Annotated in this window: 21 protein-coding genes; 6 read left to right on the top strand and 15 right to left on the bottom strand. The window is 75.5% G+C overall.

The features are described 5' to 3' along the window. Nucleotides 1-54 precede the first annotated feature (54 nt). Entirely contained in the window at nucleotides 55-2097 is a 2043-nt protein-coding gene (locus ACFV8H_RS05480) for an FAD-dependent oxidoreductase (protein WP_380396679.1), read from the bottom strand. Between the two features lie 229 nt (nucleotides 2098-2326). Between ACFV8H_RS05480 and ACFV8H_RS05475 the strand changes: the two genes are divergently transcribed. Further along, nucleotides 2327-3583, top strand: coding sequence for an FAD-dependent monooxygenase (locus tag ACFV8H_RS05475; protein WP_380396677.1), 1257 nt, complete (start codon nucleotides 2327-2329; stop codon nucleotides 3581-3583). Nucleotides 3584-3633: 50 nt separating this feature from the next. On the opposite strand, the gene ACFV8H_RS05470 is transcribed toward ACFV8H_RS05475, so the two are convergent. After that, a complete protein-coding gene (locus ACFV8H_RS05470; RefSeq protein ID WP_380396675.1) occupies nucleotides 3634-4209 on the bottom strand; it encodes a TerD family protein in 576 nt (191 codons plus the stop codon). 286 nt (nucleotides 4210-4495) lie between these two features. Here ACFV8H_RS05470 and ACFV8H_RS05465 point away from each other — a divergent pair, with 286 nt between their 5' ends. Together ACFV8H_RS05465 and ACFV8H_RS05460 are read left to right on the top strand one after the other, a co-directional pair. Then, nucleotides 4496-4789: a hypothetical protein gene (locus tag ACFV8H_RS05465; protein ID WP_380396673.1), complete on the top strand. Its 294-nt coding sequence runs from the start codon at nucleotides 4496-4498 to the stop codon at nucleotides 4787-4789. Between the two features lie 84 nt (nucleotides 4790-4873). Beyond that, on the top strand, nucleotides 4874-5299 hold the full coding sequence (locus ACFV8H_RS05460) for a hypothetical protein (protein WP_380396671.1): 426 nt from the start codon (nucleotides 4874-4876) through the stop codon (nucleotides 5297-5299). Between the two features lie 34 nt (nucleotides 5300-5333). Here ACFV8H_RS05460 and ACFV8H_RS05455 read toward each other — a convergent pair whose 3' ends face one another. Both ACFV8H_RS05455 and ACFV8H_RS05450 read right to left on the bottom strand, forming a co-directional pair. Then, complete coding sequence (locus tag ACFV8H_RS05455) at nucleotides 5334-6893, bottom strand: glycerol-3-phosphate dehydrogenase/oxidase (RefSeq protein ID WP_380396670.1); 1560 nt, start codon at nucleotides 6891-6893, stop codon at nucleotides 5334-5336. Next, nucleotides 6890-7570 carry a helix-turn-helix domain-containing protein gene (locus ACFV8H_RS05450; RefSeq protein ID WP_380396668.1) on the bottom strand — a complete coding sequence of 227 codons (681 nt, stop codon included), beginning with the start codon at nucleotides 7568-7570 and terminating at the stop codon, nucleotides 6890-6892. Before ACFV8H_RS05450 ends, ACFV8H_RS05455 begins: the two co-directional genes overlap by 4 nt. Nucleotides 7571-7590: 20 nt before the next feature. On the opposite strand from ACFV8H_RS05450, the gene ACFV8H_RS05445 reads away from it, so the two are divergent. Beyond that, nucleotides 7591-9213, top strand: coding sequence for an FAD-binding oxidoreductase (locus ACFV8H_RS05445; protein ID WP_380396667.1), 1623 nt, complete (start codon nucleotides 7591-7593; stop codon nucleotides 9211-9213). Further along, on the top strand, nucleotides 9210-10121 hold the full coding sequence (locus ACFV8H_RS05440) for a diacylglycerol kinase (RefSeq protein WP_380396665.1): 912 nt from the start codon (nucleotides 9210-9212) through the stop codon (nucleotides 10119-10121). Before ACFV8H_RS05445 ends, ACFV8H_RS05440 begins: the two co-directional genes overlap by 4 nt. 155 nt (nucleotides 10122-10276) lie before the next feature. Here the strand turns inward: ACFV8H_RS05440 and ACFV8H_RS05435 are convergent, their stop codons facing one another. From ACFV8H_RS05435 to ACFV8H_RS05405, 7 genes are all read right to left on the bottom strand, one after another. After that, complete coding sequence (locus tag ACFV8H_RS05435) at nucleotides 10277-11194, bottom strand: DUF6891 domain-containing protein (RefSeq protein ID WP_380396663.1); 918 nt, start codon at nucleotides 11192-11194, stop codon at nucleotides 10277-10279. 122 nt (nucleotides 11195-11316) lie between these two features. Beyond that, the gene (locus tag ACFV8H_RS05430; protein ID WP_380396661.1) at nucleotides 11317-12675 is read right to left on the bottom strand and encodes a DUF2252 domain-containing protein; all 1359 of its coding nucleotides are present in this window, start codon (nucleotides 12673-12675) and stop codon (nucleotides 11317-11319) included. A 180-nt stretch (nucleotides 12676-12855) separates the two neighbouring features. Beyond that, nucleotides 12856-14475: a multicopper oxidase family protein gene (locus tag ACFV8H_RS05425; RefSeq protein ID WP_380396659.1), complete on the bottom strand. Its 1620-nt coding sequence runs from the start codon at nucleotides 14473-14475 to the stop codon at nucleotides 12856-12858. Continuing rightward, entirely contained in the window at nucleotides 14472-14945 is a 474-nt protein-coding gene (locus tag ACFV8H_RS05420; protein WP_375894240.1) for a hypothetical protein, read from the bottom strand. The genes ACFV8H_RS05425 and ACFV8H_RS05420 overlap by 4 nt, the downstream gene beginning before the upstream one ends. 231 nt (nucleotides 14946-15176) lie before the next feature. Beyond that, nucleotides 15177-15965: an aminotransferase class IV gene (locus ACFV8H_RS05415; protein WP_380396657.1), complete on the bottom strand. Its 789-nt coding sequence runs from the start codon at nucleotides 15963-15965 to the stop codon at nucleotides 15177-15179. Further along, nucleotides 15958-16914, bottom strand: a complete 957-nt coding sequence (locus tag ACFV8H_RS05410; RefSeq protein WP_380396655.1) for a GNAT family N-acetyltransferase — start codon at nucleotides 16912-16914, stop codon at nucleotides 15958-15960. The genes ACFV8H_RS05415 and ACFV8H_RS05410 overlap by 8 nt, the downstream gene beginning before the upstream one ends. A gap of 113 nt (nucleotides 16915-17027) precedes the next feature. Continuing rightward, complete coding sequence (locus ACFV8H_RS05405; protein ID WP_380396653.1) at nucleotides 17028-17987, bottom strand: DMT family transporter; 960 nt, start codon at nucleotides 17985-17987, stop codon at nucleotides 17028-17030. 126 nt (nucleotides 17988-18113) lie between these two features. On the opposite strand from ACFV8H_RS05405, the gene ACFV8H_RS05400 reads away from it, so the two are divergent. After that, nucleotides 18114-19010, top strand: a complete 897-nt coding sequence (locus ACFV8H_RS05400; protein ID WP_380396652.1) for a LysR family transcriptional regulator — start codon at nucleotides 18114-18116, stop codon at nucleotides 19008-19010. Between the two features lie 79 nt (nucleotides 19011-19089). Here the strand turns inward: ACFV8H_RS05400 and ACFV8H_RS05395 are convergent, their stop codons facing one another. The 4 genes from ACFV8H_RS05395 to ACFV8H_RS05380 form a co-directional block, all read right to left on the bottom strand. Further along, nucleotides 19090-19593 (bottom strand): S26 family signal peptidase, encoded by a 504-nt coding sequence (locus tag ACFV8H_RS05395; RefSeq protein ID WP_380396650.1) that lies wholly within the window; start codon nucleotides 19591-19593, stop codon nucleotides 19090-19092. Between the two features lie 17 nt (nucleotides 19594-19610). Beyond that, complete coding sequence (locus tag ACFV8H_RS05390) at nucleotides 19611-21512, bottom strand: ABC transporter ATP-binding protein (protein ID WP_380396648.1); 1902 nt, start codon at nucleotides 21510-21512, stop codon at nucleotides 19611-19613. Further along, complete coding sequence (locus tag ACFV8H_RS05385) at nucleotides 21509-22066, bottom strand: TlpA family protein disulfide reductase (RefSeq protein WP_375894260.1); 558 nt, start codon at nucleotides 22064-22066, stop codon at nucleotides 21509-21511. The genes ACFV8H_RS05390 and ACFV8H_RS05385 overlap by 4 nt, the downstream gene beginning before the upstream one ends. 63 nt (nucleotides 22067-22129) lie before the next feature. Then, the gene (locus tag ACFV8H_RS05380) at nucleotides 22130-22657 is read right to left on the bottom strand and encodes a MauE/DoxX family redox-associated membrane protein (protein ID WP_380396646.1); all 528 of its coding nucleotides are present in this window, start codon (nucleotides 22655-22657) and stop codon (nucleotides 22130-22132) included. Between the last annotated feature and the right edge of the window lie 112 nt (nucleotides 22658-22769).

Here is a 22769-nt window from a genome sequence, read left to right as displayed (position 1 = left end):
GCGCCGCGGGCCCCGGTTCCCCGGTACGCCGGGTAGCCCCCCGGCCACCCGGCGTCAGAGGGTGGCGGCCAGTTCCGTGCCCTGCTTGATGGCCCGCTTGGCGTCCAGTTCGGCGGCCACGTCCGCGCCGCCGATGACGTGCACGGACAGGCCGCGTTCGCGCAGCGCCGCCTCCAGGTCGCGGCGCGGTTCCTGGCCGGTGCAGAGCACCACGGTGTCCACGGGCAGGAGTTGGCGTTCGCCGTCGACGGTGTAGTGCAGTCCGGCGTCGTCGATCAGGTCGTAGCTCGCGCCGGCGACCATCACCACGCCGCGGTGCTTGAGTTCGGTGCGGTGGATCCAGCCGGTGGTCTTGCCGAGTCCGGCGCCGACCTTGCCGACCTTGCGCTGGAGCAGGTGGACGCTGCGCGGGGGCGTCGGCCTGACGGGCGGGCGCAGGCCGCCGCGCTCGCGGTACTCCGGGTCGATGCCCCACTTGGCCTGGAACACGGGCGGGTTGAGGCTGGCCTCGTCGCCCTGGTCGGTGAGGAACTCGGCGACGTCGAAGCCGATGCCGCCGGCGCCGAGGATGGCGACGCGGTCGCCGACGGGGGCGCCGTCGCGCAGCACGTCCAGGTAGCCGAGCACGCTGGGGTGGTCGATTCCCGGGATGTCGGCGGGAGTTCGGGGCGTGACACCGGTGGCGAGGACGATCTCGTCGTAGCCCTCGGCGGCGAGCTCCTCGGCGCTGACGAGGGCGCCGAGGCGCTGGGTGACGCCCAACTCGGCCAGCCGGGTGCGGTAGTAGCGCAGCGTCTCGCCGAACTCCTCCTTGCCGGGGATCAGACGGGCGATGTTCAGCTGTCCGCCGACGGTGTCGGCGGCGTCGTGCAGCGTGACGTCGTGGCCGCGTTCGGCGGCGGAGACGGCGAAGGCGAGGCCGGCCGGTCCGGCCCCGACCACGGCGATGGACTTGCGCAGCGCGGTGGGGCCGAGGACGAGTTCGGTCTCGTGGCAGGCGCGCGGGTTGACCAGGCAGGAGGTGATCTGGAGGTTGAAGGTGTGGTCCAGGCAGGCCTGGTTGCAGCCGATGCAGGTGTTGATGGAGTCGGCGCGGTCCTCGCGGGCCTTGGCGACGAAGTCGGCGTCGGCGAGCAGCGGGCGGGCCATCGACACCAGGTCGGCCTTGCCGTCGGCGAGCAACTGCTCGGCGATCTCAGGGGTGTTGATGCGGTTGGTGGCGACCAGCGGGATGCCGACCTCGCCCATCACCCGCTGGGTGACCCAGGCGAAGGCGCCGCGCGGGACGGAGGTGGCGATGGTGGGGATGCGGGCCTCGTGCCAGCCGATGCCGGTGTTGATGACGGTCGCGCCGGCGGCCTCGACGGCCTGGGCGAGCTGGACGACCTCGTCGAGGGTGGAGCCGCCGGGGACCAGGTCGAGCATGGAGAGCCGGTAGACGATGATGAAGTCCTCGCCGACCCGCTCGCGGACCCGGCGGACGATCTCGACCGGGAAGCGCATCCGCCGCTCGTAGGGGCCGCCCCACTCGTCCGTGCGGTGGTTGGTGGCGGCGACCACGAACTCGTTGATCAGGTAGCCCTCGGAGCCCATGATCTCGACGCCGTCGTAGCCGGCCCGGCGGGCGAGTTCGGCGCAGCGGGCGAAGTCCTCGACGGTCTGCTCGACCTGCTCGGCGGTGAGCTCGTTGGGCACGAAGGGGCTGATCGGGGCCTGGAGGGCGCTGGGGGCGACGAGGTCGCGGTGGTAGGCGTAGCGGCCGAAGTGCAGGATCTGGAGGGCGATCTTCCCGCCCTCGGCGTGCACGGCGTCGGTGACCACCCGGTGCTCGTCGGCCTCCGCCTCGGTGGTCAGCATGGCGCCGCCGTCCCAGGGGCGGCCGGCCTCGTTGGGGGCGATGCCGCCGGTGACGATCAGGCCGACGCCGCCGCGGGCCCGTTCGGCGTAGAACGCGGCCATCCGCCGGTAGCCGCCGGGGGCCTCCTCAAGGCCGACGTGCATCGAGCCCATGATCACCCGGTTGGGCAGGGTGGTGAAGCCCAGGTCGAGCGGGCTGAGCAGGTGCGGGTAGCGGCTGCTGCCGGGGGTCGAGCTCATCGACGTCTCCTGTGGGGGCGGCCGGCGGGAGGGTCTCCCGGATTGTTACCGCAGAGTAGGGGACGTTCGCCGGGCTATGCAACTAGTTGCATAGCCCGGCAACCGGCAGCTCCGCCGTAACGGCCGCATTACCCTCCGCACTCGCGCCGCGCCGCGTATCGTCGAGTCCCTGCGCAAGGGGCCCGGAAGACCCTTCCCGGCCTCACGGGGCTCGTGGAAGGGGACGCCCGTGCGGGGTGGCTCGGTGGCCGTGGTCGGTGGCAGCATCGCCGGAAGCGCCTTCGCGGGGGCGGCGGCCCGGCTGGGCGCCGAACGGGTCGTGGTGCTGGAACGCAGCCCCGGACGACTGGAGGACCGCGGCCTGGGGATCTGCACCCACAACGACCGCTTCGCCGAACTGGTCGACGCCGGCCACGTACCCCCGGACACCCGCCGCCACCGGCTCACCGTGCGCCGCTGGGTCACCCGGGGGCCGGCCGGCGGGACCGGCGGGACCGGCGGACCGGACGGCCGCGGACGGCCGCTCTGGGTCCAGCCGTTCCCGTTCCACTCGCACCACTGGGCGGTGCTCTGGCAGACCCTGCGCGAGCGGACCCCGGAGGCCGTGGAGTACCGGCCGGGCACCACCGTGACCGCCGTCGGCGGCGACCGAGGCGGCGCCTGGACGGAACAGGCCGACGGCACCCGCACCCCGTACGACCTGGTGATCGGCGCGGACGGCTACCGCTCGGTGGTCCGGGCCGCGGTCTGCCCGGAGGCCGCACCCGAGTACGCCGGTTACGTGTGCTGGCGCGGCAGTTACGACGCCGCGCTGCTGGACGACCTGCCCGGCGGGGCGGCGGCCTGGCCGGAGGAGGAGTGCGCCACGGTCTGCTACCCCGGCGGCCAGGTCGTGCTCTACCGCATCCCCGGGCTCGCCCCCGGCAGCACCCTGGTGAACTGGGTCTTCTACGCACCCACCCCGGACTGGCTGCGCCTGGACGGCCCGACGGCCGTCGCCGCCGGCGCCCTCACCGACGAACAGCTCGACGGCATGAGGGAGTTCGCCGCGCGGCAGCTGCCCCCGTACTGGGCCGCCGTGATCGCGCGGACCCCGCGCGAACGGACCCTGCTGCAGCCCGTCTACGACCTGGCGGTCCCGTACCGCACCGCCGGACGCCTGCTGATCGGCGGGGACGCGGCGACCGTCGTCCGCCCGCACAACACCAGCGGCGCGGTGAAGGCGCTGCAGGACGCCCACGCCTTCGAGCTGGCCGGGCGGCGGCTCGGCGGCCGCTCCTGGGGGCCGCTGCTGGCCGCGTACGACCGGGAACGGACCCCGGCCGGACGGGAGTTGGTGGACCTGGGCCGGTCACTGGGCCGGGCCCAGGTCACCGCGGCGCCGGACTGGTCGGTCATGGACGGGGCGGCGATGGCCGACTGGTGGCAGGGCCAGCTCAGCGGCGGCTCGGGGTTCGGCGGGCACGCGCTCGGGCGGGCCGGCTGAGCCGACCCGCCCGGGCAGGGGCCGCACCGGCCCCGAAGACTTTCAGACGATCAGACGTTCACGCCGTAGTCGGTGGCGATGCCGCGCAGACCGGAGGCGTACCCCTGGCCGATGGCGCGGAACTTCCACTCGGCCCCGTTGCGGTACAGCTCGCCGAAGACCATCGCGGTCTCGGTCGAGGCGTCCTCGGTGAGGTCGTAGCGGGCGATCTCCTGGCCGTTGGCCTGGTTGACGACCCGGATGAAGGCGTTGCGGACCTGGCCGAAGTTCTGCAGCCGGGCGTCGGCGTCGTAGATCGACACCGGGAAGACCACCTTGGCGACGTCGGCCGGCACCCGGTCCAGGTCGACCTTGATCTGCTCGTCGTCGCCGTCGCCGCCACCGGTCAGGTTGTCGCCGCTGTGCTCGACCGAACCCTCGGGGCTGCGGAGGTTGTTGAAGAAGACGAAGTGCTGGTCCGAGACCACCTTCCCGAGCGCGTTGCAGAGCAGCGCGCTGGCGTCCAGGTCGTAGTCGGCTCCGGTGGTGGTGCGGACGTCCCAACCGAGACCCACGATCACGGCGCTCAGTCCGGGCGCCTCCTTGCTCAGCGAGACGTTGCCGCCCTTGGCCAGCGAAACTCCCACAATGCCCTCCTCGGATCTCTCCCTGCGGACGAATCTACAACACTGTAGAGATCACGAGAATCCGCCTGCGGGCGGGCCCCGCCCCGGGGATTTCTCAGGGGCCGCGGCGGGAACCGATCGCCCCCCGGTCCCCACCGCCCGATCCCTCCGAACTCCGAACTCCGATCACGGTACCGGCCGGAGCGCCGGGAGGATACGGCCGACCTAGACTGGCGGTGGATCCCCTTGGACTGGCGGTGGATCCCCTTGGCCGTCCCCGTTCCGAGGCCCCTCGCGGGAGGTTTCCATGCGCCAGCGGTACAGCTTCCACCTCGACCGGGACGGACACTCGGTCACCGTCAACGTCCGCTCCGGCTGGATCACCGAGACCGAGCTGCTGGTGGACGGCAAGGAGTGCGCCTTCCACCGCACCCACGGCCACGGCGGCTACCCGCTGACGCTGTCCGGGCAACTCGCCGAGGAACCACCGCGGCCCCTGACCGTCCGACTGGACCGGACGGGCCGGGCGGAGCACCCGTTGGCCTGCGTGCTGGAGATGGCGGGCGCCGAACACCCGATGCCGGAGCACACCGCGCGCTGACCCGGCCCACAAGGGTCATTTGCGGAGGAATGCCGCGGAAAACTACAATCCCCCGTCCACCGCCGCCCGCCCGAAGGCCTCCCGATGACCTCCCCCACCACCCCCGACGCCTTCGATGCCCCCGACGCCTTCGACGAGCTGCTGCGCGAGGTGATGGCGGGCGCCGAACGCTTCGGCCACCCGCAGCACGTCCGGCTCACCTGGCTCGCCGTCCGCCGGCACGGCGCCGCCGCCGCGCTCGACCTGGTCGGCGAGGGCATCCGGCGCACCGCCACGAAGGCCGGGGCGCCGCAGAAGTTCCACGTCACCATGACCAGGGCCTGGGTCGAGCTGGTGGCCCGGCACGCCGAGGGCGGCGCGGCCGACTTCGAGGAATTCTGCGCGCACCACCCCGAGCTGCTCGACCGGAATCTGCTCGCCCGCCACTACCGACCGGAGACCCTGGCCGGCGACCGGGCCCGCACCGCCTGGGTCGAGCCGGACCTCGCTCCCTTCCCCCAGGGCGGCTGAACGCCCAGCGCGTCCCCGACACCCCGCTGCCCCGCTACTCCCCGGCGGCGAGCTCCCCGACGATCTCCTCGACCGCCTTCCGGGCCCGTTCGGCGTCCTCCGCCACCAGCCCGATCCTGGTCCGCCGGTGCAGCACGTCGGCGGCGTCCAGCGCGCCCTCGTGGGTGACCGCGTACGCGACCTCGGCGCGGGTCACGTCGAGGCCCTCCGCCACCGGCGCCGACTCCCCCGCCGCCATGACCTCGTGGGACAGTCCGCCGTGCCGGGCGACGAGTGAGGCGGGCACCCCCTGGATCGGCAGCGGGCGGCTGTCCCGGTGGCCGGGGGCGCCGACCAGCGGCAGCCGGGCCGTCCAGCAGGTGCGGGCGGGCAGGCCGCGCAGCCGGACGGCGGTGTCCACCGCGTCCTCGGCCATCCGCCGGTAGGTGGTGAGCTTGCCGCCGACCACGGTGATCACCCCGGACGGGGACTCCAGCACCGCGTGCTCCCGGGAGATGTCGGCGGTGTTCCCGCCCCCGGTGTCGATCAGCGGGCGCAGCCCGGCGTAGGCGCCGCGTACGTCCGCCCTGGTCAGCGCGGTGGCGAGGGCCGCGTTGACGGTGTCGAGGAGGAAGTCCAGCTCGGCCTCGGTGGGCTGCGGCTCGTCCGGGACCGGGCCCGGGGCGTCCTCGTCGGTCAGGCCGACGGCGACCCGACCGAGCTGCTGCGGCAGCGCGAAGACGAAGCGGCTGGTGGAGCCGGGCACCGGCACGGTGAGCGCGGCCACCGGGTACCCGAGGGTCGCGGCGTCCACCAGCAGGTGAGTGCCCCGGCTGGGGCGCAGCTTGATCGAGGTGTCCACCTCGCCGGCCCACACCCCGGTGGCGTTGACCACCGCGCCCGCGGTGACGGTCACCGACTGGCCGCTGAGCGCGTCGACCAGCTCGGCGGAGGTCCCGGTGACGGACTCGGCCCGCACCCGGGTCAGCACGCTCGCCCCGTACTGCGCGGCGGTGCGCGCCAGCGCGACCACCAGCCGGGCGTCGTCGACGAGTTGGCCGTCGTTGGCGACCAGCGCGCCGCGCAGGCCGTCGGTCCGCACGCCCGGCACCAGCTGCCTGGTCCGGGCCGCGTCGATCCGGCGGACCCGGGGCAGCAGGGCGCCCGGCGTCCCGGCGCTCAGCCGCAGCGCGTCCCCGGCGTGGAAGCCCGCGCGGATCAGCGCGGCCTGGCCCGGGCGCAGCAGGTCCGGGAGCAGCGGCACCAGTTGGGGCAGCGCGCGGACCAGGTGCGGGGCGGTGCGGGTCATCAGCACGCCGCGCTCCACGGCGCTCTCCCGGGCGACCTTGACCCGCCCGGAGGCGAGGTAGCGCAGGCCGCCGTGCACCAGCTTGGAGCTCCAGCGGCTGGTCCCGAAGGCCAGGTCGCGGGCCTCGACGAGGACGGTCCGCAGGCCGCGGGCGGCGGCGTCCAGCGCCACCCCGGCGCCGGTCACCCCGCCGCCGATCACCAGCAGGTCGATCCGCGGGTCGGCGGCGAGCGCGTCGAGTTCGTGCGTCCGTCGGACGCCGTTGAGCTGGGCGGTGCCGGCGAAGCGGTCGGCCTTGGAGGTCATGGCGCGAGGTATCCGTTCAGCGCTCTGGCCAGTTCGCGCCGCCAGGCCGCCTCGGGCAGCAGGGAGGCGACCATGCGGTGCGACTGGACGGTGGACTGGGCGATCAGCAGGACCATGGCGGCCAGCTCGGTCGGCTCCCCGGCCCGGACCGAACCGTCGGCCTGGCCGAGGGCGATGCCGGTGCGCAGCGCCTCCAGCAGGCCGCGCTGGCTCTCGCCGAGCCGCTCCACCACGTACTGGAGCAGCAGGTCGGAGTCGTCGGAGTGGAGCAGTGCGCCGAGCACGGGGTGGTCGCGCAGCCGGACGGCGACCTCGACCACCTGGTCCACGAAGGCCTCGCGGCCCACGAAGGCCTCCCGGTCCACGGAGGTCTCCCGGCCCGCGAAGGTCTCCCGGTCCATGGCGGTCCCGCGGTCCCCCGGGGTCCCCCGGTCGGGTACGCCCAGCGAGGTGCTCTCCAGGGTGGCCATGATCTCGCGGGTGAGCAGCGCCCCGATCACCGCCTGGACGTCCGGCCAGCGCCGGTAGACGGTCGGGCGGCTGACCCCGGCGCGGCGCGCGATCTCGGCCAGCTGGGTGCGGCGGACGCCGAGGTGCACGACCAGGTCGGCGGCGGCGTCCAGGATCGCGTCATCGGTACTGCGCGGCGCTCCGGCCGTGGCGTTACTACTTGACATGATGTGTGAAACTGTAACGCATGGCACCTGAGACGCAAGCGGGAGCGGCCGCAGCCGCGCTGCCGCTCCCCCCGATGAAGTGGAACGCCTGGGGCGACCCGGCCCTCGCCAAGGAACTGTCCGCGGACATCAAGGGACTGCTCGCCGCCGCCCTCGGCGTCACCGGCGACGCCGCCCCCGGGCCGAGCGCCGCCGAGGTCGTGCTGCGCCCCACCCGGACCACCGCCGAGGACGTCGAGGCGCTCGCCGCCGCCGTCGGCGCGGAGCACGTCAGCACCGCCGACGCCGACCGGCTGCCCCGGGCCGGCGGCAAGTCCACCCCCGACCTGCTGCGCCGCCGCAGCCGCGCGGAGCAGGACGCGCCCGACGCCGTCCTGCTGCCCGGCAGCGAGCAGGAGATCGCCGCCGTCCTCGCCGTCTGCGCCGAGCGCCGCCTCGCCGTCGTCCCGTTCGGCGGCGGCACCAGCGTGGTCGGCGGGCTCGACCCCGAGCGCGGCGGCCTGCGGGCCGTCGTCTCCCTCGACCTGCGCCGCCTCGACCGGCTCCTCGACCTGGACGAGACCTCCGGTGAGGCCGTCCTCGGCGCCGGCCTCACCGGCCCCGCCGCCGAGGCCCTGCTCGCCGAGCGCGGCTGGGAGCTCGGCCACTACCCGCAGAGCTTCCGGTACGCCACCATCGGCGGCTTCGCCGCCACCCGCTCCTCCGGCCAGGACTCGGCCGGCCACGGGCGCTTCGACGACATGGTCCGCGGCCTGCGCGTGGTCACCCCCAGCGGGACGCTCGACCTCGGCCGCGCCCCCGCCTCCGCCGCCGGCCCCGACCTGCGCCAGCTCTTCCTCGGCTCCGAGGGCACCCTCGGCGTCATCACCGCCGTGCGCCTGCGCGTGCACCCGCTGCCCGCCGTCAAGGCGTACGAGGCGTGGAGCTTCCCCGACTTCGCCACCGGGGCGGCGGCGCTGCGCGCCGTCGAGCAGCAGGGCACCGGCCCCACCGTGATCCGGCTCTCCGACGAGGCCGAGACCATGATCAACCTCGCCCTGACGGAGCAGATCGGCGGTGCCCCCGCCGTCAGCGGCTGCCTCGCCGTCACCGTCTTCGAGGGCACCGCCGAACAGGTCGCCGCCCGGCACGACCTCACCCGCGCCGTCCTGCTCGCCGCCGGTGGCACCTCGCTCGGCGAAGCACCCGCCCGGGCCTGGGAGCACGGCCGGTTCAACGCGCCCTACCTGCGCGACTCGCTGCTCAACGCCGGCGCGCTCTGCGAGACCCTGGAGACGGCCACCGACTGGAGCCGGCTCGCCGGCCTGCGCACCGCCGTCACCGAGGCCCTCACCACCGCCCTGCCCGGCTCGCTCGTGCTGTGCCACATCTCGCACGTCTACCCGACCGGCGCCTCGCTCTACTTCACCGTCGTCGCCGCCCTCGGCGAGGACCCGCTCACCCGCTGGGGCGCCGCCAAGCAGGCCGCCGGCGACGCCATCCTCCGCGCGGGCGGCACCATCACCCACCACCACGCGGTCGGCGCCGACCACCGGCCCTGGATGACCGACGAGATCGGCGACCTCGGCGTGCGCGTCCTGCGCGCTGTCAAGGCCGAACTCGACCCGACGGGCATCCTCAACCCCGGCAAGCTGATCCCGTGACCGCGCCGAGAACCGTCATCCGCAGGGTCACCGTTCTCACCAACCCGGCGGCGGGCACCGGCCACGCCGAGCCCGCCGCCCACCGGGCCGTCGCCCGGATGCGCGCCCTCGGCATCGAGGTCGAACCGCAGGCCGGGCGCTCCGCCGACGACGCCGTCCGCCTCGCCCGCGAGGCGGCGGCCGGCGGGGCCGACGCGGTGGCCGTGGTCGGCGGCGACGGCATGATCAACCTGGCCCTCCAGGCCCTGGCCGACACCGCCGTCCCGCTCGGCGTCATACCCGCCGGCACCGGCAACGACCACGCCCGCGAGTACGGCCTGCCCATCGGCGACCCCGAGGCCGCCGCCGACGTCATCGCCGCCGGCCGCACCCGCGCCGTCGACCTCGGCCGGATCACCGGCCCGGACGGCTCCGTGCGCTGGTACGGCTCCGTCCTCGCCAGCGGCTTCGACTCGCTGGTCAGCGACCGCGCCAACCGGCTGCGCTGGCCGCGCGGCCGGATGCGCTACAACCTCGCCATCCTCGCCGAGTTCGCCAACCTGAAACCGCTGCCGTTCCGGATCACCCTCGCCGACGGCACCGTCATCGAACGCGACCTCACCCTCGCCGCCGTCGGCAACACCCGCAGCTACGGCGGCGGCATGCTGATCTGCCCCGCCGCCCTCCCCGACGACGGCCTGCTCGACGTCACCCTCGTCGACGCCATGCCCCGGCTGCGGATCGCCCGCTTCTTCCCCACCCTCTTCAAGGGCACCCACACCGGCCACCCGGAGGTCACCACCCTGCGCACCGCCTCCCTGCGGATCGAGTCCCCCGGCATCACCGCCTACGCCGACGGCGAGTTCATCACCGCCCTCCCCGCCGACGTCACGGTCCGACCCGAGGCCCTGCACCTGCTGGTGCCCTGAGGCCCCCGGAACCCCCCGGGCGGCGGCGGCCGCCCGGGGCCCACGGACCCGTCGTCACAGATGCGCCCTGATCTGCCGGACCGGGTGGCCGAGGGCAGTGGCCAGGGCCGCCGACCGCACATCAGCGCTCATCGTCCGGCCCCCTCCCTCCGTGGTCAGCCGACCAGTCGGCGGCGCCAGAGCAGCGGGCGTATCTCGACCGCGTCGGACGGGTCGCCGCTCCACACCGTCGGCAGGCCGACGGCCGCGAGGGCGGCCACCACCTCCCGGCCGACGGCCGCGGTGGTCGCCGCGGAGCCGTCGAAGCCGCCGTAGAGCAGGGACAGGCCGCGGCCGGCGGCGGCCGACTCGGTGCACTGGGAGTGGAAGTAGACGAAGCCCCGGGCCTCCGGCGCCCCGACCGCGCCGATCTCCGCCTCCCCGCAGGAACGGCAGCAGGCGAAGTCCTCCCGCGCCGTGATGCCGCCCGCCTCCAGCGCGGCGAAGGCCCGGGCGAGGCGCTCCGGATCCGTCTCGCCGATCCAGCCGCTCTGCACGCCGACCCGCTCCAGCCAGAGCCGGTCGGCGAGTTGCTCGGCCTGGGCCCGGGAGAGCGGGCGGCGGTCGCCCGACACCAGGTACTCCTCGGCCTGCTCGGCCAGTCGGGCGCGGTCGGTGTAGCCGCCGGCGAGGGTCAGCCGCAGCTGCTCCTCCAACTGCCGCCGCTCCTCGGCCGCCAGCTCCGGCGCGGGCACCGGCTCGGGCGCCGGACCGAAGTCCAGCGGCGCCCAGGCCAGGCCCTCGCCCCAGCCCGGCTCGTGCCGCGCCCAGCCCGTCATCGCCGCGACCACGGCCTCCGGCCCGTCCACCCGCACCTCGAAGTGCCGGGCGGCGGAGCCGTCGCGGTGCTCCAGCGCGTAGTGGCCACCCGCCTTGTGCCACACCTGGATGTAGACGTCCGGCAGGTCCGGTATCCGCTGCACGACGAGGAAGGTGTCGGCCCCGGCGCCGATGCGCCGGACCAACCCCGCCAGTTCGTCCGCGGTCACCCTCGGGCGCCGCTCGTCGTTCGTCTGCACCGTGATCGCCAGCATGCGGTCACCCTTGCACACCCCACTGACACCGAACCCGACAGCCCGACAGGGTCGGTCGCGGACCCGGAGCACGGCCCTGCCCCGGAGGTGGCCGGCGTCGGGCCGGGCGGGCGCGAGCGCCCTCACACCCCCCGCGTGGCCCTGATCCGGCCCGAGGCGATCGCCTCGACCAGTTCCCGGTGGTCGGCCGCCGTCCGGTCCGCGTAGAGCAGGGCGAAGTCGGCGACGGCGTCGGCGAAGGTGTCGGCGCCGCCCAGGTAGCCGGCGACGGCGAGGCGGTCGCCGGTGCGGGCGTGGGCCCGGGCGAGGGCGCGCCCGCACAGGTCGGCGTAGGCGCGCAGGCCGGACGCGGTCATCGTGTCGACCTCCACCGAGCCCTTCATGTCGCGCAGTTGGCGGCCGTAGAAGTGGCGCCCGGCGGGGCCGGTGGTCCAGCCGAGGAAGATGTCGCTGGCGGCCTGCATCAGGTGCTGTCCGGTGACCACCCGGCGCCCGCCGTGGTGGGCGGCGACCTCGGCCTCCAGCCGGGTGGGCGGCAGGTGGTCCTCCAGCACCGACCGGCCGGCCTCCTTGAGCTGCAGGAACAGCGGGTCGCGGGTGTCCCGGCCCTCCAGAAGGACGATGTAGCAGCGGGTGCCGACGCTGCCGACGCCGACCACCTTCATCGCCGCGTCGACGAAGCGGTACCGGTCGAGCAGGACCCTCCGGTCCTCGGCGAGGGTGGCCCGGTAGTCGCTGAACACCTTGCCGACGCCGCGCAGTTCGCTCCGCTCCAGCTCCTCGACCAGCGGCGGCGCACTGATGATCCGGCGCCGGCCGTCGCGCTCCTCGGTGAGCTTGCCGAAGGCCTGGAGGCTGGTGCGGCGCCGGGCGCGGTCGAGGCCGGCCTCGACGGCCTTGCGCCGCTTGGTCCTGCGGACCAGCGCCAGCAGGTCGGCGGTGTCGATCCGGCTGTACCAGACGTCGAGTTCGCCGAGGCCGGCCAGTCGGCGCATCGCCGCGGCGTAGCCCAGGACGGCGGTGCGGGCGGCACGCCGGGCGCGGTCGTCGTCCTGGCCGCGGTCGCGGGCGGCGACCGCGATGCTGGCGGCGAGGCGTTTGACGTCCCACTCGAAGGGCCCGGGGTGGGTCTCGTCGAAGTCGTTGACGTCGAAGAGCAGCGCGCGTTCCGGTGAGGCGTACACCCCGAAGTTCAACAGGTGCGCGTCGCCGCAGAGTTGGACGGTCAGCTCGGTGTCGGGGACGGCCCCGAGGTCGGCGGCCATCACCGCGGCGGCGCCGCGCAGATAGCCGAACGGGCTGTCGGCCATCCGCCCGTAGCGGATCGGCAGCAGCCGGGCGACCCGGTCCGCGCCCTGGGCCTCCAGCAGGCCGAGCGGGTCGGGCCGGTCCGCGGCCGGGATCCACCGGCCGTGCTCGGAGCGGGAGACCCGTTCACGGGCGGCCCGGCCGGTACGGCGGCGTTCGGCGGGGGTGGTCATGCGGCGGCTCCGTCCGTCACCCGGCGGCCGCACCCGTCGGCGCGGCGCTGGGACCAGCGTGCCGGAGGGCGCGGCGCGCGCCCTCCGGCACTGGGCCGAACGGAGGAACGGAACGAACGGAGGAACGGAGCGAACCGGGGGGAGCAGGGACACCCGGGCCGGACACCCCAGCGGGGCGGCTCAGCCCACCGTGAAGTCCGCCATCATCGCCATGTCCTCGTGCTCCAGGTTGTGGCAGTGCAGCATGTACGTCCCCGCGTAGTCGCCGAACCGCACCAGCACCTCCACCGTCTCGGCCGGCCGCAGGTCCACGGTGTCCTTCCAGCCCGCGTCCCACGGGCCCGGGCCCTTGCCGTTGCGCGCGACCACCTGGAAGGGGTCGAGGTGGACGTGCACGGGGTGGTGCACGTCGGTGGAGAAGCGCCAGCGCTCGACCCGGCCGAGGGCGGGGGCGGCGAGGCTGCGCCCGGGCTCGTACGGGTCGCCGTTGATCGTCCAGCCGTCGCCGCCGCTGCGCCGGAAGGCGAAGTCGCGGGTGGCGACGACCGCGGCCGGGTCCAACTGCTCGACGGTGGACAGCTTGTCGGGCACCTTGGCGTCGTCGTCCACCGCCCGGGAGGAGACGTCGAAGCGCATCACCTCGGTGGTCCGCCCGCTGCCGAAGCGGTTGACCAGGCGGACCTGGGTGCCCGGCTGGTAGCGGGAGAAGTCGACGACCACGTCGAAGCGCTCGGCGGGGGCGATCTCGATCCCGTCGTGGGCGACCGGGGCGGCGAGCAGTCCGCCGTCGGAGCCGATCTGGACCAGCGCGTCGCCGCCGGCGGGCTGCGGGTCCAGTTCGAGCCGGTAGAGCCGGCAGTTGGAGGCGTTGAGCAGGCGAAGCCGGTAGTGCGCGCGGTCGACGTCCAGGCGCGGCCACGGGGCGCCGTTGACCAGGATGACGTCGCCGAGGACGCCGTTCATGAAGTCGTTGGTGACGCCCGGCTTGGCCGACGAGGCGTCCGCGGCCGGGTACTTGAAGGAGCCGTCGGCGGCGAAGGAGCGGTCGGCGAGCATCAGCGGGAGGTCGCGTTCGCCGCGGGGCAGCGGCAGGGCGGCCTCCTCGTCGTCCTGGACGAGGTGGAACCCGGCCAGGCCGCGCCAGACGCCGGGGCCGGTGAAGCCCATCCGGTGGTCGTGGTACCAGAGGGTGGCGGCGCGCTGCTTGCCCGGGTAGGTGTGGGTGCGCTCGCCGACCAGGGTGTGGCCGCTCATGTGCCGCATCCCCGCCATGCCCGCCATGCCCGCCATGCCCGCCCTGCCCGCCATGCCGTCCGTCGCCGAGGCGGCGGAGCCGGAGGCGGCAGGGTCGGGGGAGCCGACCGGCAGCAGCAGGTCGACCGGATAGCCGTCGCTGTCGGCCGGGGTGTGCCCGCCGTGCAGGTGGACCACCGAGGGCACCGGCAGCTGGTTGCGGTGCTTGACCACTGCGGCCCGGCCCGAGCGGGTGACCACCGTCGGACCGGGGAAGGTCCCGCCGTAGGTCCAGGCCTCGGTCCGCACCCCGGGCAGGATCTCCAGCTTCGCGACCTGCTGGGTGATCTCGTAGTAGTCGCCGCCGCCGTCGCTGCGCACCGGCTGGAGCACGGCCGGCACCGGCAGCGGGACCTGGAAGGCCGCGGGCAGTGCCAGGTCGCTGCCGAGCAGCCGCCCGGGGCGGCCCTCCGCGAACAGGTACGCCGCCGACGGGACGGCGACGGCGGCCACCGCGCCCGCACCGAGCACCGAGGCGCCGAGGCCGAGGAACCGGCGGCGGTTCACCGCTCCACCGCCACCGGCCCGCCGGGGCGCGGCAGCCGTCCGCCGCCGTCCGGGCCCGGCTCGGGCAGGGCCGCCCGGGCGGGCAGCGGCAGCCGCCAGGCGCCGACCAGGCCGAACAGGATGCCGCTGACCAGCAGCACGCCGAGGGTGACGTGCAGCCCGATCGACCGGGCGTAGCCCGCGCCGATCTGGCCGGTCACGGCGACGGCGAGCAGGGCGGTGGTCCACAGCGGCCAGCGCGGGCCGCCGCCGGGCCGGAGCACCAGCGCGGCCGCCACCAGCTGGAGCACCACCACGGTGGCCAGCAGCATGGCGTTGTCCTCGTGATCCTTGAGGGAGTCGTAGGTGCCGTTGAGGAAGCTGCCGGCGAGCATGGCCTGGAGCAGGGCCAGCAGCGCCAACGTGGTGGCGGTGGCGCGCAGGAGGACCAGCGGCCAACGGGGCGCGGGGGCGGCAGGAGGACTGCTCATGGGGTGGCTACTCTCTGCTTCGACGGCTCGGGCGGGGCGGGCGAGAGCGTAGCTGATCTCACCTCACAAACGGCCGCACCCAAGGGTTTTGGGCAGGTCGGCCGCGCCTTTGCACCGGTTCACCCGAGGTTTGTCACCCGTCCGGGCGATCCGCTCGGACGGCCCGCCCCGGCCCGCCGTCCACGTCGAACCGCCGTCCGCGCCCACCCGGCGCCTGCACCCATCCGGCACCTACACCGGGTCGGCGGCGATCCCGAGGTAGGCGGCACGCAGGTCGGCGAGCAGCGGGTGGGCCGGGTCGAAGGCGGTGCCGTCGACCGCGGCGAGCGGCCGCAGGCCGACGCCCGCGTTCAGCGCGAAGGCCGCGTCGAAGCGCGCCAGCTCGTCGACGCGGACCGGCTCGCGGGATTGCGGACCGCCGTACGCGCCGCTCAGCAGCGCCTCGGTGACGCCGGGCAGCGCGGGGCCGGCGGGCAGCACCAGCCGCTCCCCCGCCAGGAAGGCGACGTTCCAGGTCGCCCCCTCGGTCACCAGGCCGTCCCCGTCGGTCAGCAACACATCGTCGTAGCCCGCGAGTTGGGCCGCGCGGCGGTGGTGCACCAGGCCGAACAGGCCGACGTGCTTCACCGCCGACAGCTCCCGCCGGTGGGCCACCGTGCGCACCCGTAGCGGGGCCGGTTGCGCGGCGCCGACCGGGCGGGCGGTCACCAGCAGGACGGGGGCGGCCGGGGCGGCGGGGCGCTCCAGACCGAGCGCCGGGTCGTAGCAGGTCACCCGGACGATCCCCGGCCCGCCTCCGGGCGGCAGCGCCGCACGGATCCGCTCCCGGACCACCGCCCGGTCCAGCTCGACGGCGAACAGCACCCGGCAGTCCCGGACCAGCCGGTCCAGGTGCAGCTCCAGACCGCGGACGGCGCCCGCCTCGACCCGCAGGGTGGTGAAGTGCCCGTAGTTGAGCAGTCCCAGCGCGGCGAGCCGCGCCGGGTCCGCGGGCGCGCCGTCGATCTCGATCTCAGCCATCCCCCGAGTCTGCCAGCCGCGGCGACACCAGCGGTGGCGCCTCCGGCAGCACCACCGGGCGGTACGGGCCGACCACGGCACGGCCCGCCGCCCGCTCGGTCCGCTCGAACTCCTCGATCCTGGCCGCCAGGCCCTCCGGCTCGCCCGCCTCCGCCCAGCGCCAGGCCTCCGCCCACCACTGCGGCCCGCGCACCAGCGGCCGGCCCGCCAGCGCCAGGTACAGCGCCAGTGTCGACCGGGCGTACTCGTGCACCCAGCCGTCACAGCCCCGGTAGTCCGCCGTCTCGTCCAGCCGCAGCCAGCGGCCCTCCTGCCCGGCGGCCAGTATCGGCACCCAGCCGCGCTGCCGGTCGGCGACCAGCAGGAGCAGCCGCCCGTCCTCCTCCCGCACCCGGTGCGAGGGGAGTTGGGGCATCCGGGCGAACGACAGCGAGCGCTTCCAGCCCACCACCCACAGCCCGCGGCGCAGGTAGTAGCGGACCGCCGACTGCCAGCCCCAGTGCGCCTCCAGCCGGAAGCCCGGCAGGCCCTCGGCGGTGGCCGACGCGTACACCTCGTCCAGCGCGGCGGCCGCCAGCCCCTGCCCGCGCGCCTGCGGCCGCAGGTAGAGGGAGGACACCGCGAGCTGGCTCGGGCCCTTGGTCCAGTTGTCCACCGCGACCGTCCCGGCGACCTCGCCCCGCGCGTCCAGGATCCAGTACCGGCGCCGGTACAGCTCACCGCCCGGCCAGTCCCGGCCGCTCTCGCCCAGCCGCTCCCGCCAGGCCCGTTCGGCGGGCAGGTCCAGCCCGTCCGGGTCCACCAGGTCGCCCGGCCCGCCCTCCAGCAGGGACGCCAAGTCCCAGCGGGCGAACCGCCGTTCCTCCCCTTCGGCGACGGCCCGCAACCGCACCCCCGCCGCCAACCGGTCCTGCGCCCGCTCGACCGCCGCATCCCACGACCTCACCACGGGGGCCACCCTAGCGGCCCTCCGGGCACGACCCGTAATCCATCGGCCACCGAACGTCAGCCCGACCGCGCAGCGGAGCCGAGGCCTCGGGGCAGGGGGTGGAGCGGCCGCAGTCACCCGGCCCGGCGGCGGGTCGCCCCGCCCGGCGCCGCGTGGGTGGTCCGGACGGCCCGGCCCGACGGGGCGGGGGCGGCCGACGAGGCCCTGGGCGGGCGGGTGAGGGCGACGGCGGCGATCACCAGGACGCCGCCCGCCAGGGCGTTCCAGCCGACCGGCTCGGCGAGCAGGGCGGCGCCCAGCGCGGTGGACCACAGCGGCATGACGTAGGTGACGGCGGAGGCCACGGCCGTGCCCGCGGTGCGGACCAGGCCGAGGTTGAGCAGGTACGCCAGCCCGGTGCCGAGCGCGCCGAGCACCAGCAGGGCGGTGGCCGCCGACCCGCCCGGCCAGTGCGGGGCGCCGGCGGCGAGCGGGGCGACCAGGGCCAGTTCGGCGGTGGCGCAGGTGATCTGGACGGCGGAGAGGGTGGTGACCGACTCCGGGCGGCCGGACAGGAAGCGGCGCAGGTAGGCGAAGCCCGCGCCGTAGCAGCAGGCGGCGGCCAGGCAGGCGAGGGCGCCGGCGCCCGCCCCCGGGCCGAGGCCGCGCCACACCCCGAGCACGGTGAGCACGCCGACGAAGCCGAGCCCGAGGCCGGCCAGCCGGCGGGCTCCCGGGTGGCGCTCCTCGGGGACGGTGAGCACCGTGAACAGCAGGGTGAACAGCGGGGTGGTCGCGTTCAGCACCCCGGCGAGCACCGAGCTCACCCTGGTCTCGCCGAACGAGAACAACGTGAACGGCACCGTGTTGAGCAGCACCGCGACGGCCGCCGAGTGGCCCCACAGGGCCCGGTCGCGCGGGGCCCGCTCGCCGCGCAGCAGCAGGACCGCCCACAGCGTGGCGGCGCCCAGCAGGCTGCGCCACAGCGCCACCCACACCGGCGGCACCCCCGCGTCGACCGCCACCTTGATCAGGGCGAAGCTGGCGCCCCAGATCGCCGACAGTGCCACGAAGCCCGGCCACCAGCGCCGCACCCCGACCACCTCCCCGTCCGTTCCCGCGTCCGCCGCGCGGCCCGTTCCCGCGTTCTGGACAGAGGGTGGCCCACCGACGGAACATGAGTCCAACAAGTGACGATGCTCGGGGGATGAGGAAGTCTCATGGCACCGGAGGTCAACCTGGCCCAGCTCAGAGCGCTGGTCGCGGTCGCCGACACCGGCGGCTTCGGCGCGGCCGCCGACGAACTGGGCATCAGCCAGTCCGCCGTCTCGCACGCCGTCGCCGCCCTGGAACGCACGCTCGGCGCCCCCGTGCTGCGGCGCGGCGCCCCCTGCCGCCCCACCCCGCTCGGCGAGCAGGTGCTGCCGCACGCCCGCACCGCCGTCGCCTCCGCGGCGGCCGTCCGCACCATCGCCACCCGGCACTGCGGCGGCCTCACCGGCACCGTGCGGCTGGCCGCGCCGACCACCGTCTGCCAGGCCCTGCTGCCCGGGCTGCTGCGGGACTGGAAGGCGGCGCACCCCCAGGTCACCGTGCGGGTCTTCGAGGGCGAGGACATCGAACTGACCACGTGGCTGGAGGCGGGCACGGTGGACGCCGCCGTCCTGGTCGACGCCGGGCCGCTGCCGCCCGGCGCGGTCGCGCTCGGCGCCGACTCGATGCACGCGCTGCTGCGCCGGGACCACCCGCTGGCCGGCCGGCCGACCGTCCACGTCGGCGAGTTGGAGGACGACGACTTCCTGCTCTCGGAGGGCGGCTGCGAGCGCCACATCCGGGAGGCCTACCGGCGGGCCGGGACCCGCTTCACGCCCCGGCACCGGATCCGCGACCTCAACACCCTGATCGGCATGGTCCACGCGGGCGTCGGCGTCTCGGTGATGCCCGCGCTGGCCGTGACCATGCTGCCGCCGGAGTGCGTCCTGGTGCCGATCCGGCCCGCCGTGCACCGCACCCTCACCCTCACCGGGCCGACCGGGCGCCCCTGGTCCCCGGCGGTCGGCGGGCTGCTCGCCGGGGTGCGGGCCGGCCTGCTCCCGACGGTGGCCGCACCGGCCTGAGCGAACCCCGCCCGAGCGAACCCCGCCCGAGCGGACCCGGCCCGAGCGGACCCGGCCCGAGCGAACCCGGCCGGGCCGCTCAGCCCCGCAGCCGCACCCGGTCGAGGACCACCCCCACCACGCGGTCCGCGGGCACCGCGCCCCACAGCCGGGAGTCGGTGCTGAAATCCGGGTTGTCGCCCAGCAGCACCACGTGCCCGCCCGGTACGGTGCCGGCCGGGAGCACCGGGCGGACCGGCGGCGGCACCGGCTCCCCGGGCAGCGCGGCCAGCCGCTTCACCAGCAGCCGGGCGGGCCGGGCGGCCGCCGCCGGGCCGTCACCCGCCGGAGCACCGCCCACCGGACCGCCGCTCGCCGGACCGCCACCTCGCGGGGCGAGCCCGTCCGGGGCGACCACCACGATCCGCCCCGCCCGCAGCCGGGCCAGGCCGCGCCGCAGGACCAGGACCCGCTGCCCGGGCCGTAGCGCCGGGCTCATGCTAGGCCCCGCCACCACGACCACGGACAGCGCGGTGCGCAGCAGCACCAGTCCGGCCGCCGGGGCGGCGAGCCCCGCGAGGGCGAGCACCAGGAACAGCCGCATCGCTCCGCCTCCTCCGGTCAGCCGGCCGACGGGGCCGGTACGGCGGCGTCCTGGTAGCCGGACGCCTGCAGCGTGAACAGTTCCGCGTACGGGCCGCCGCGCGCCATCAGCGCCCGGTGCGTCCCCTCCTCGACCACCCGCCCCGCGCCGAGCACCACGATCAGGTCGGCCTCGCGCACCGTGCTCAGCCGGTGCGAGATCACCAGGCTGCCGGTGTCGCGGCGCAACTCCCGCAGGTTGTCGTGGAGTTCCTGTTCGGCGGCGGCATCGAGCCCGGCGCTGGGTTCGTCCAGGATCATCAGGTCGGCGTCGCGTCGCATGAACGCCCGTGCCACGGCGAGCCGTTGCCACTCCCCGCCGGAGAGGGAGCGGCCCCAGCCGGCGTCCGTCCCCTCCGGCAGGAAGATCCGGCTGAGCAGGGCGCCGTAGCCGCCGTCGAGGCGCTGCACCCGCTCGTGGATGCCGGCCGCGCGGGCGGCGGCGGTGATCCGCTCCGGGTCGTCGAGGTGGGCGAGCCGGCCGAGGCCGATGTTCTCGCCCGCCGTCAGGTCGTAGCGGCAGTAGTCCTGGAAGACGACGCCGATCCGCTGCCGGTACTCCTCGGGCGGGAAGGCGCGGATGTCGACGCCGTCCCAGAGGATCCGGCCACGGTCCGGGTCGTAGAGCCGGCACAGCAGCTTGACCAGGGTGCTCTTGCCCGCGCCGTTGAGGCCGACCAGGGCGGTGACGGCGCCGGCCCGCAGGGTCAGGTTCACGCCCCGCAGGATCCACGGCGCGTCCTGGTGGTAGCGGAACCAGACGTCCTGGAACTCGACGGTGCCGGTGAGCGCGGCGGGCGTGCGCGGGTCGGCGGCCGGGGCGAGGTCGGGCGGGGCCTGGCCGAGCGCCCGGTAGTGGTCGAAGGTGAGGGCGGCCTGGTAGGCGGAGGCGCCGCCGGCGGCGAGCTGGCCGACGCCGGTCTGGATGCCGGCCACCGCGGCCAGGCACATCGAGACCTGCCCGAGGGAGAGTTCGCCGTGCCGGGCGGCGCGCACCGCCCACAGCAGGCCGAGCGCGTAGACGCCGACGCCGAGCAGCGAGGCGGGCAGCCGGCGGGCGAGGTTCTGCCGGTCGGTCCGCTCCTCCGCGCCGTTGACGGCCAGCAGTTCGCGCCGGGCGCGCCCGCGCAGGAAGTCCTGGAGGCCGAAGAGCCGGATCTCCTTCACCGCGTCGACGTCGGCGATCAGGCTGCCGTAGAAGGACTGGCGGCGGCTGCGGGCCATGGTCTCGCCGAGTACGGCGGCCCGGCGGCGCCCGGCGGCCAGCTGGCTGCGCACCAGGGGCAGGGTGAGCAGCAGGGTGAGCACGCCGAGCAGCGGGCCGACGACGAAGACGGTGCTGAGGAAGCCGAGCACGGTGATCAGCGCCTGGAGGCTGCCGAAGGCCGCGCCGACCAGGATGTCCGGGGCGGCGCCGCCGGCCTGCTGGGCGAGCCGGAGGCGGTCCTGGAACCGCGGGTCCTCGAAGGGGCGCAGCCCGGGCAGCCGGTTGACGGCCTGGAACAGCTCCTCCTGCACCCGCAGCCGGATCGCCCGCCCGGAGCGGGCGCGGGTGTACTCGCTGAGCGCGGGGGCGAGCGCCAGGCCGAGACCGGTCGCGATCAGCAGCAGGCAGGTGCCGGTCAGCGAGCCGGAGGCCGGGCCGGGGGTCGGGCCGGACGGCGAGCCGGGGGCGGCGCCGCCGAGCTGGTCGAACAGCCGGCTCACCAGCAGGGCGGCGACGGCGGGCAGCAGACCGGCCGTCACCCCGCAGAGCAGCGAGAGCAGCAGTGCCGCCCGGCCGGAGCGCCAGGCCAGCGCGCAGGCGGCCAGGGCCGAGCGCAGGGCCCGGCCGGCCCCGGGCGGCTCGGCCCCGGGGTCGGCGGACCAGGGGGTGCTCATCGCGCGGCGGTCGGGAGGACGAGCTCGCCCGGGGCGAGGTGGTTGGTGATCCGGCCGTCGGCGGAGACGTCGACGTAGCTGGGCCAGCGGACGATTCCGAAGGCCTCGGCGGTGGAGCCGGGCTGGGCTCCGGCGGGTTCCACCACCACCCGGGCCACCGGCTCCAGCAGGGTGCGCAGTTCGGCGACCACCGGGCCGCTGCCCTTGACCACGGCCAGGACCTGCCCGCGGCCGCCGGGGAAGCCGGTGACCGCCTTGACGAAGTCGGGCGCCTGCTCCAGACAGGGTCCGCAGCTGCCGGAGAAGAAGCCGACCACCGCCGGCGCCCCGGCGAGGTCCGCCCGGGTGACTTCTCCGTCCGTTTCCGATACCGCCCGGAATTCCGGTACCGGGGTGCCGTCGGGAAGTCGGTTCTCGGGCATGGAAACACCGACCCGGACATTTCCGAAGGAGGTCGACGAACCGTTGTTGTTGATTTTCCGGGCGAGCGCCAGGGTCAGCATCAGATTGACCAGGGAAATGCCGCCGATGAGGACGATGAAAAGCGTGGACATGACGGTTTCGCGCCTCGTTCCGGATTGCGGGGATGCGGGGAGGTGGTGACTGGGTGCGGCGGCTCAGCGGGCCGTCGAGAAGAGCTCGATCAGGGTGTCCGTGGCGATGATCAGGGCGCTCAGGAAGCCGGCGGCCAGCAGCACCACCACCGCCCCGGCCGTGCCCGGGCCGCTGCCGGGGTCGGGTGCGGCGCCCGCGACGAGGCCCGCCGCGGCGACGGCGAGCAGCACCAGGTTGCGCGCCACGTGCGCCCGGCTGACGGGTACGCCGGAGGCCCCGAAGCAGGGGCAGGAGACGTCGGCGCCCTGCCGCAGCAGCCGGACCAGTACGGCGGCGAAGAGCGCGATCAGTCCGCCGGTCGCGGCGAAGGCCCAGCTGGTGACGGGTGCGGGCACCCAGACCAGCAGGGCGAGGAGGGCCTCGGCGAGCGGTACGCCGATCGCCGCGGCGCCGTTCAGCCGGGGTGGCAGGACGGCCATCGCGCGCAGCGCGGACCGGAAGTCGCGGCGGGCGCGGAGCTTGGCCCAGGCGGATCGGGCGAACACCACCGCGATGACGGTGCGACAACCGAGCAAGAGGTATGCGGTCATGACTCCCCCTCCGCCGGTGCCCCCCCCCGCGCCGGGCGGGGGGCCCCGCGGCCCGGGGTGAGCCGGGCGGGTCAGTCGGGCGAGCCGGGGGGGGCAGCAGGCCCCCCCGAGA

The organism is Kitasatospora sp. NPDC059827 (assembly GCF_042731675.1).
In the GTDB taxonomy this organism is placed as follows: Bacteria; Actinomycetota; Actinomycetes; order Streptomycetales; family Streptomycetaceae; genus Kitasatospora.
This window is presented reverse-complemented; position numbering and strand designations above follow the sequence as displayed.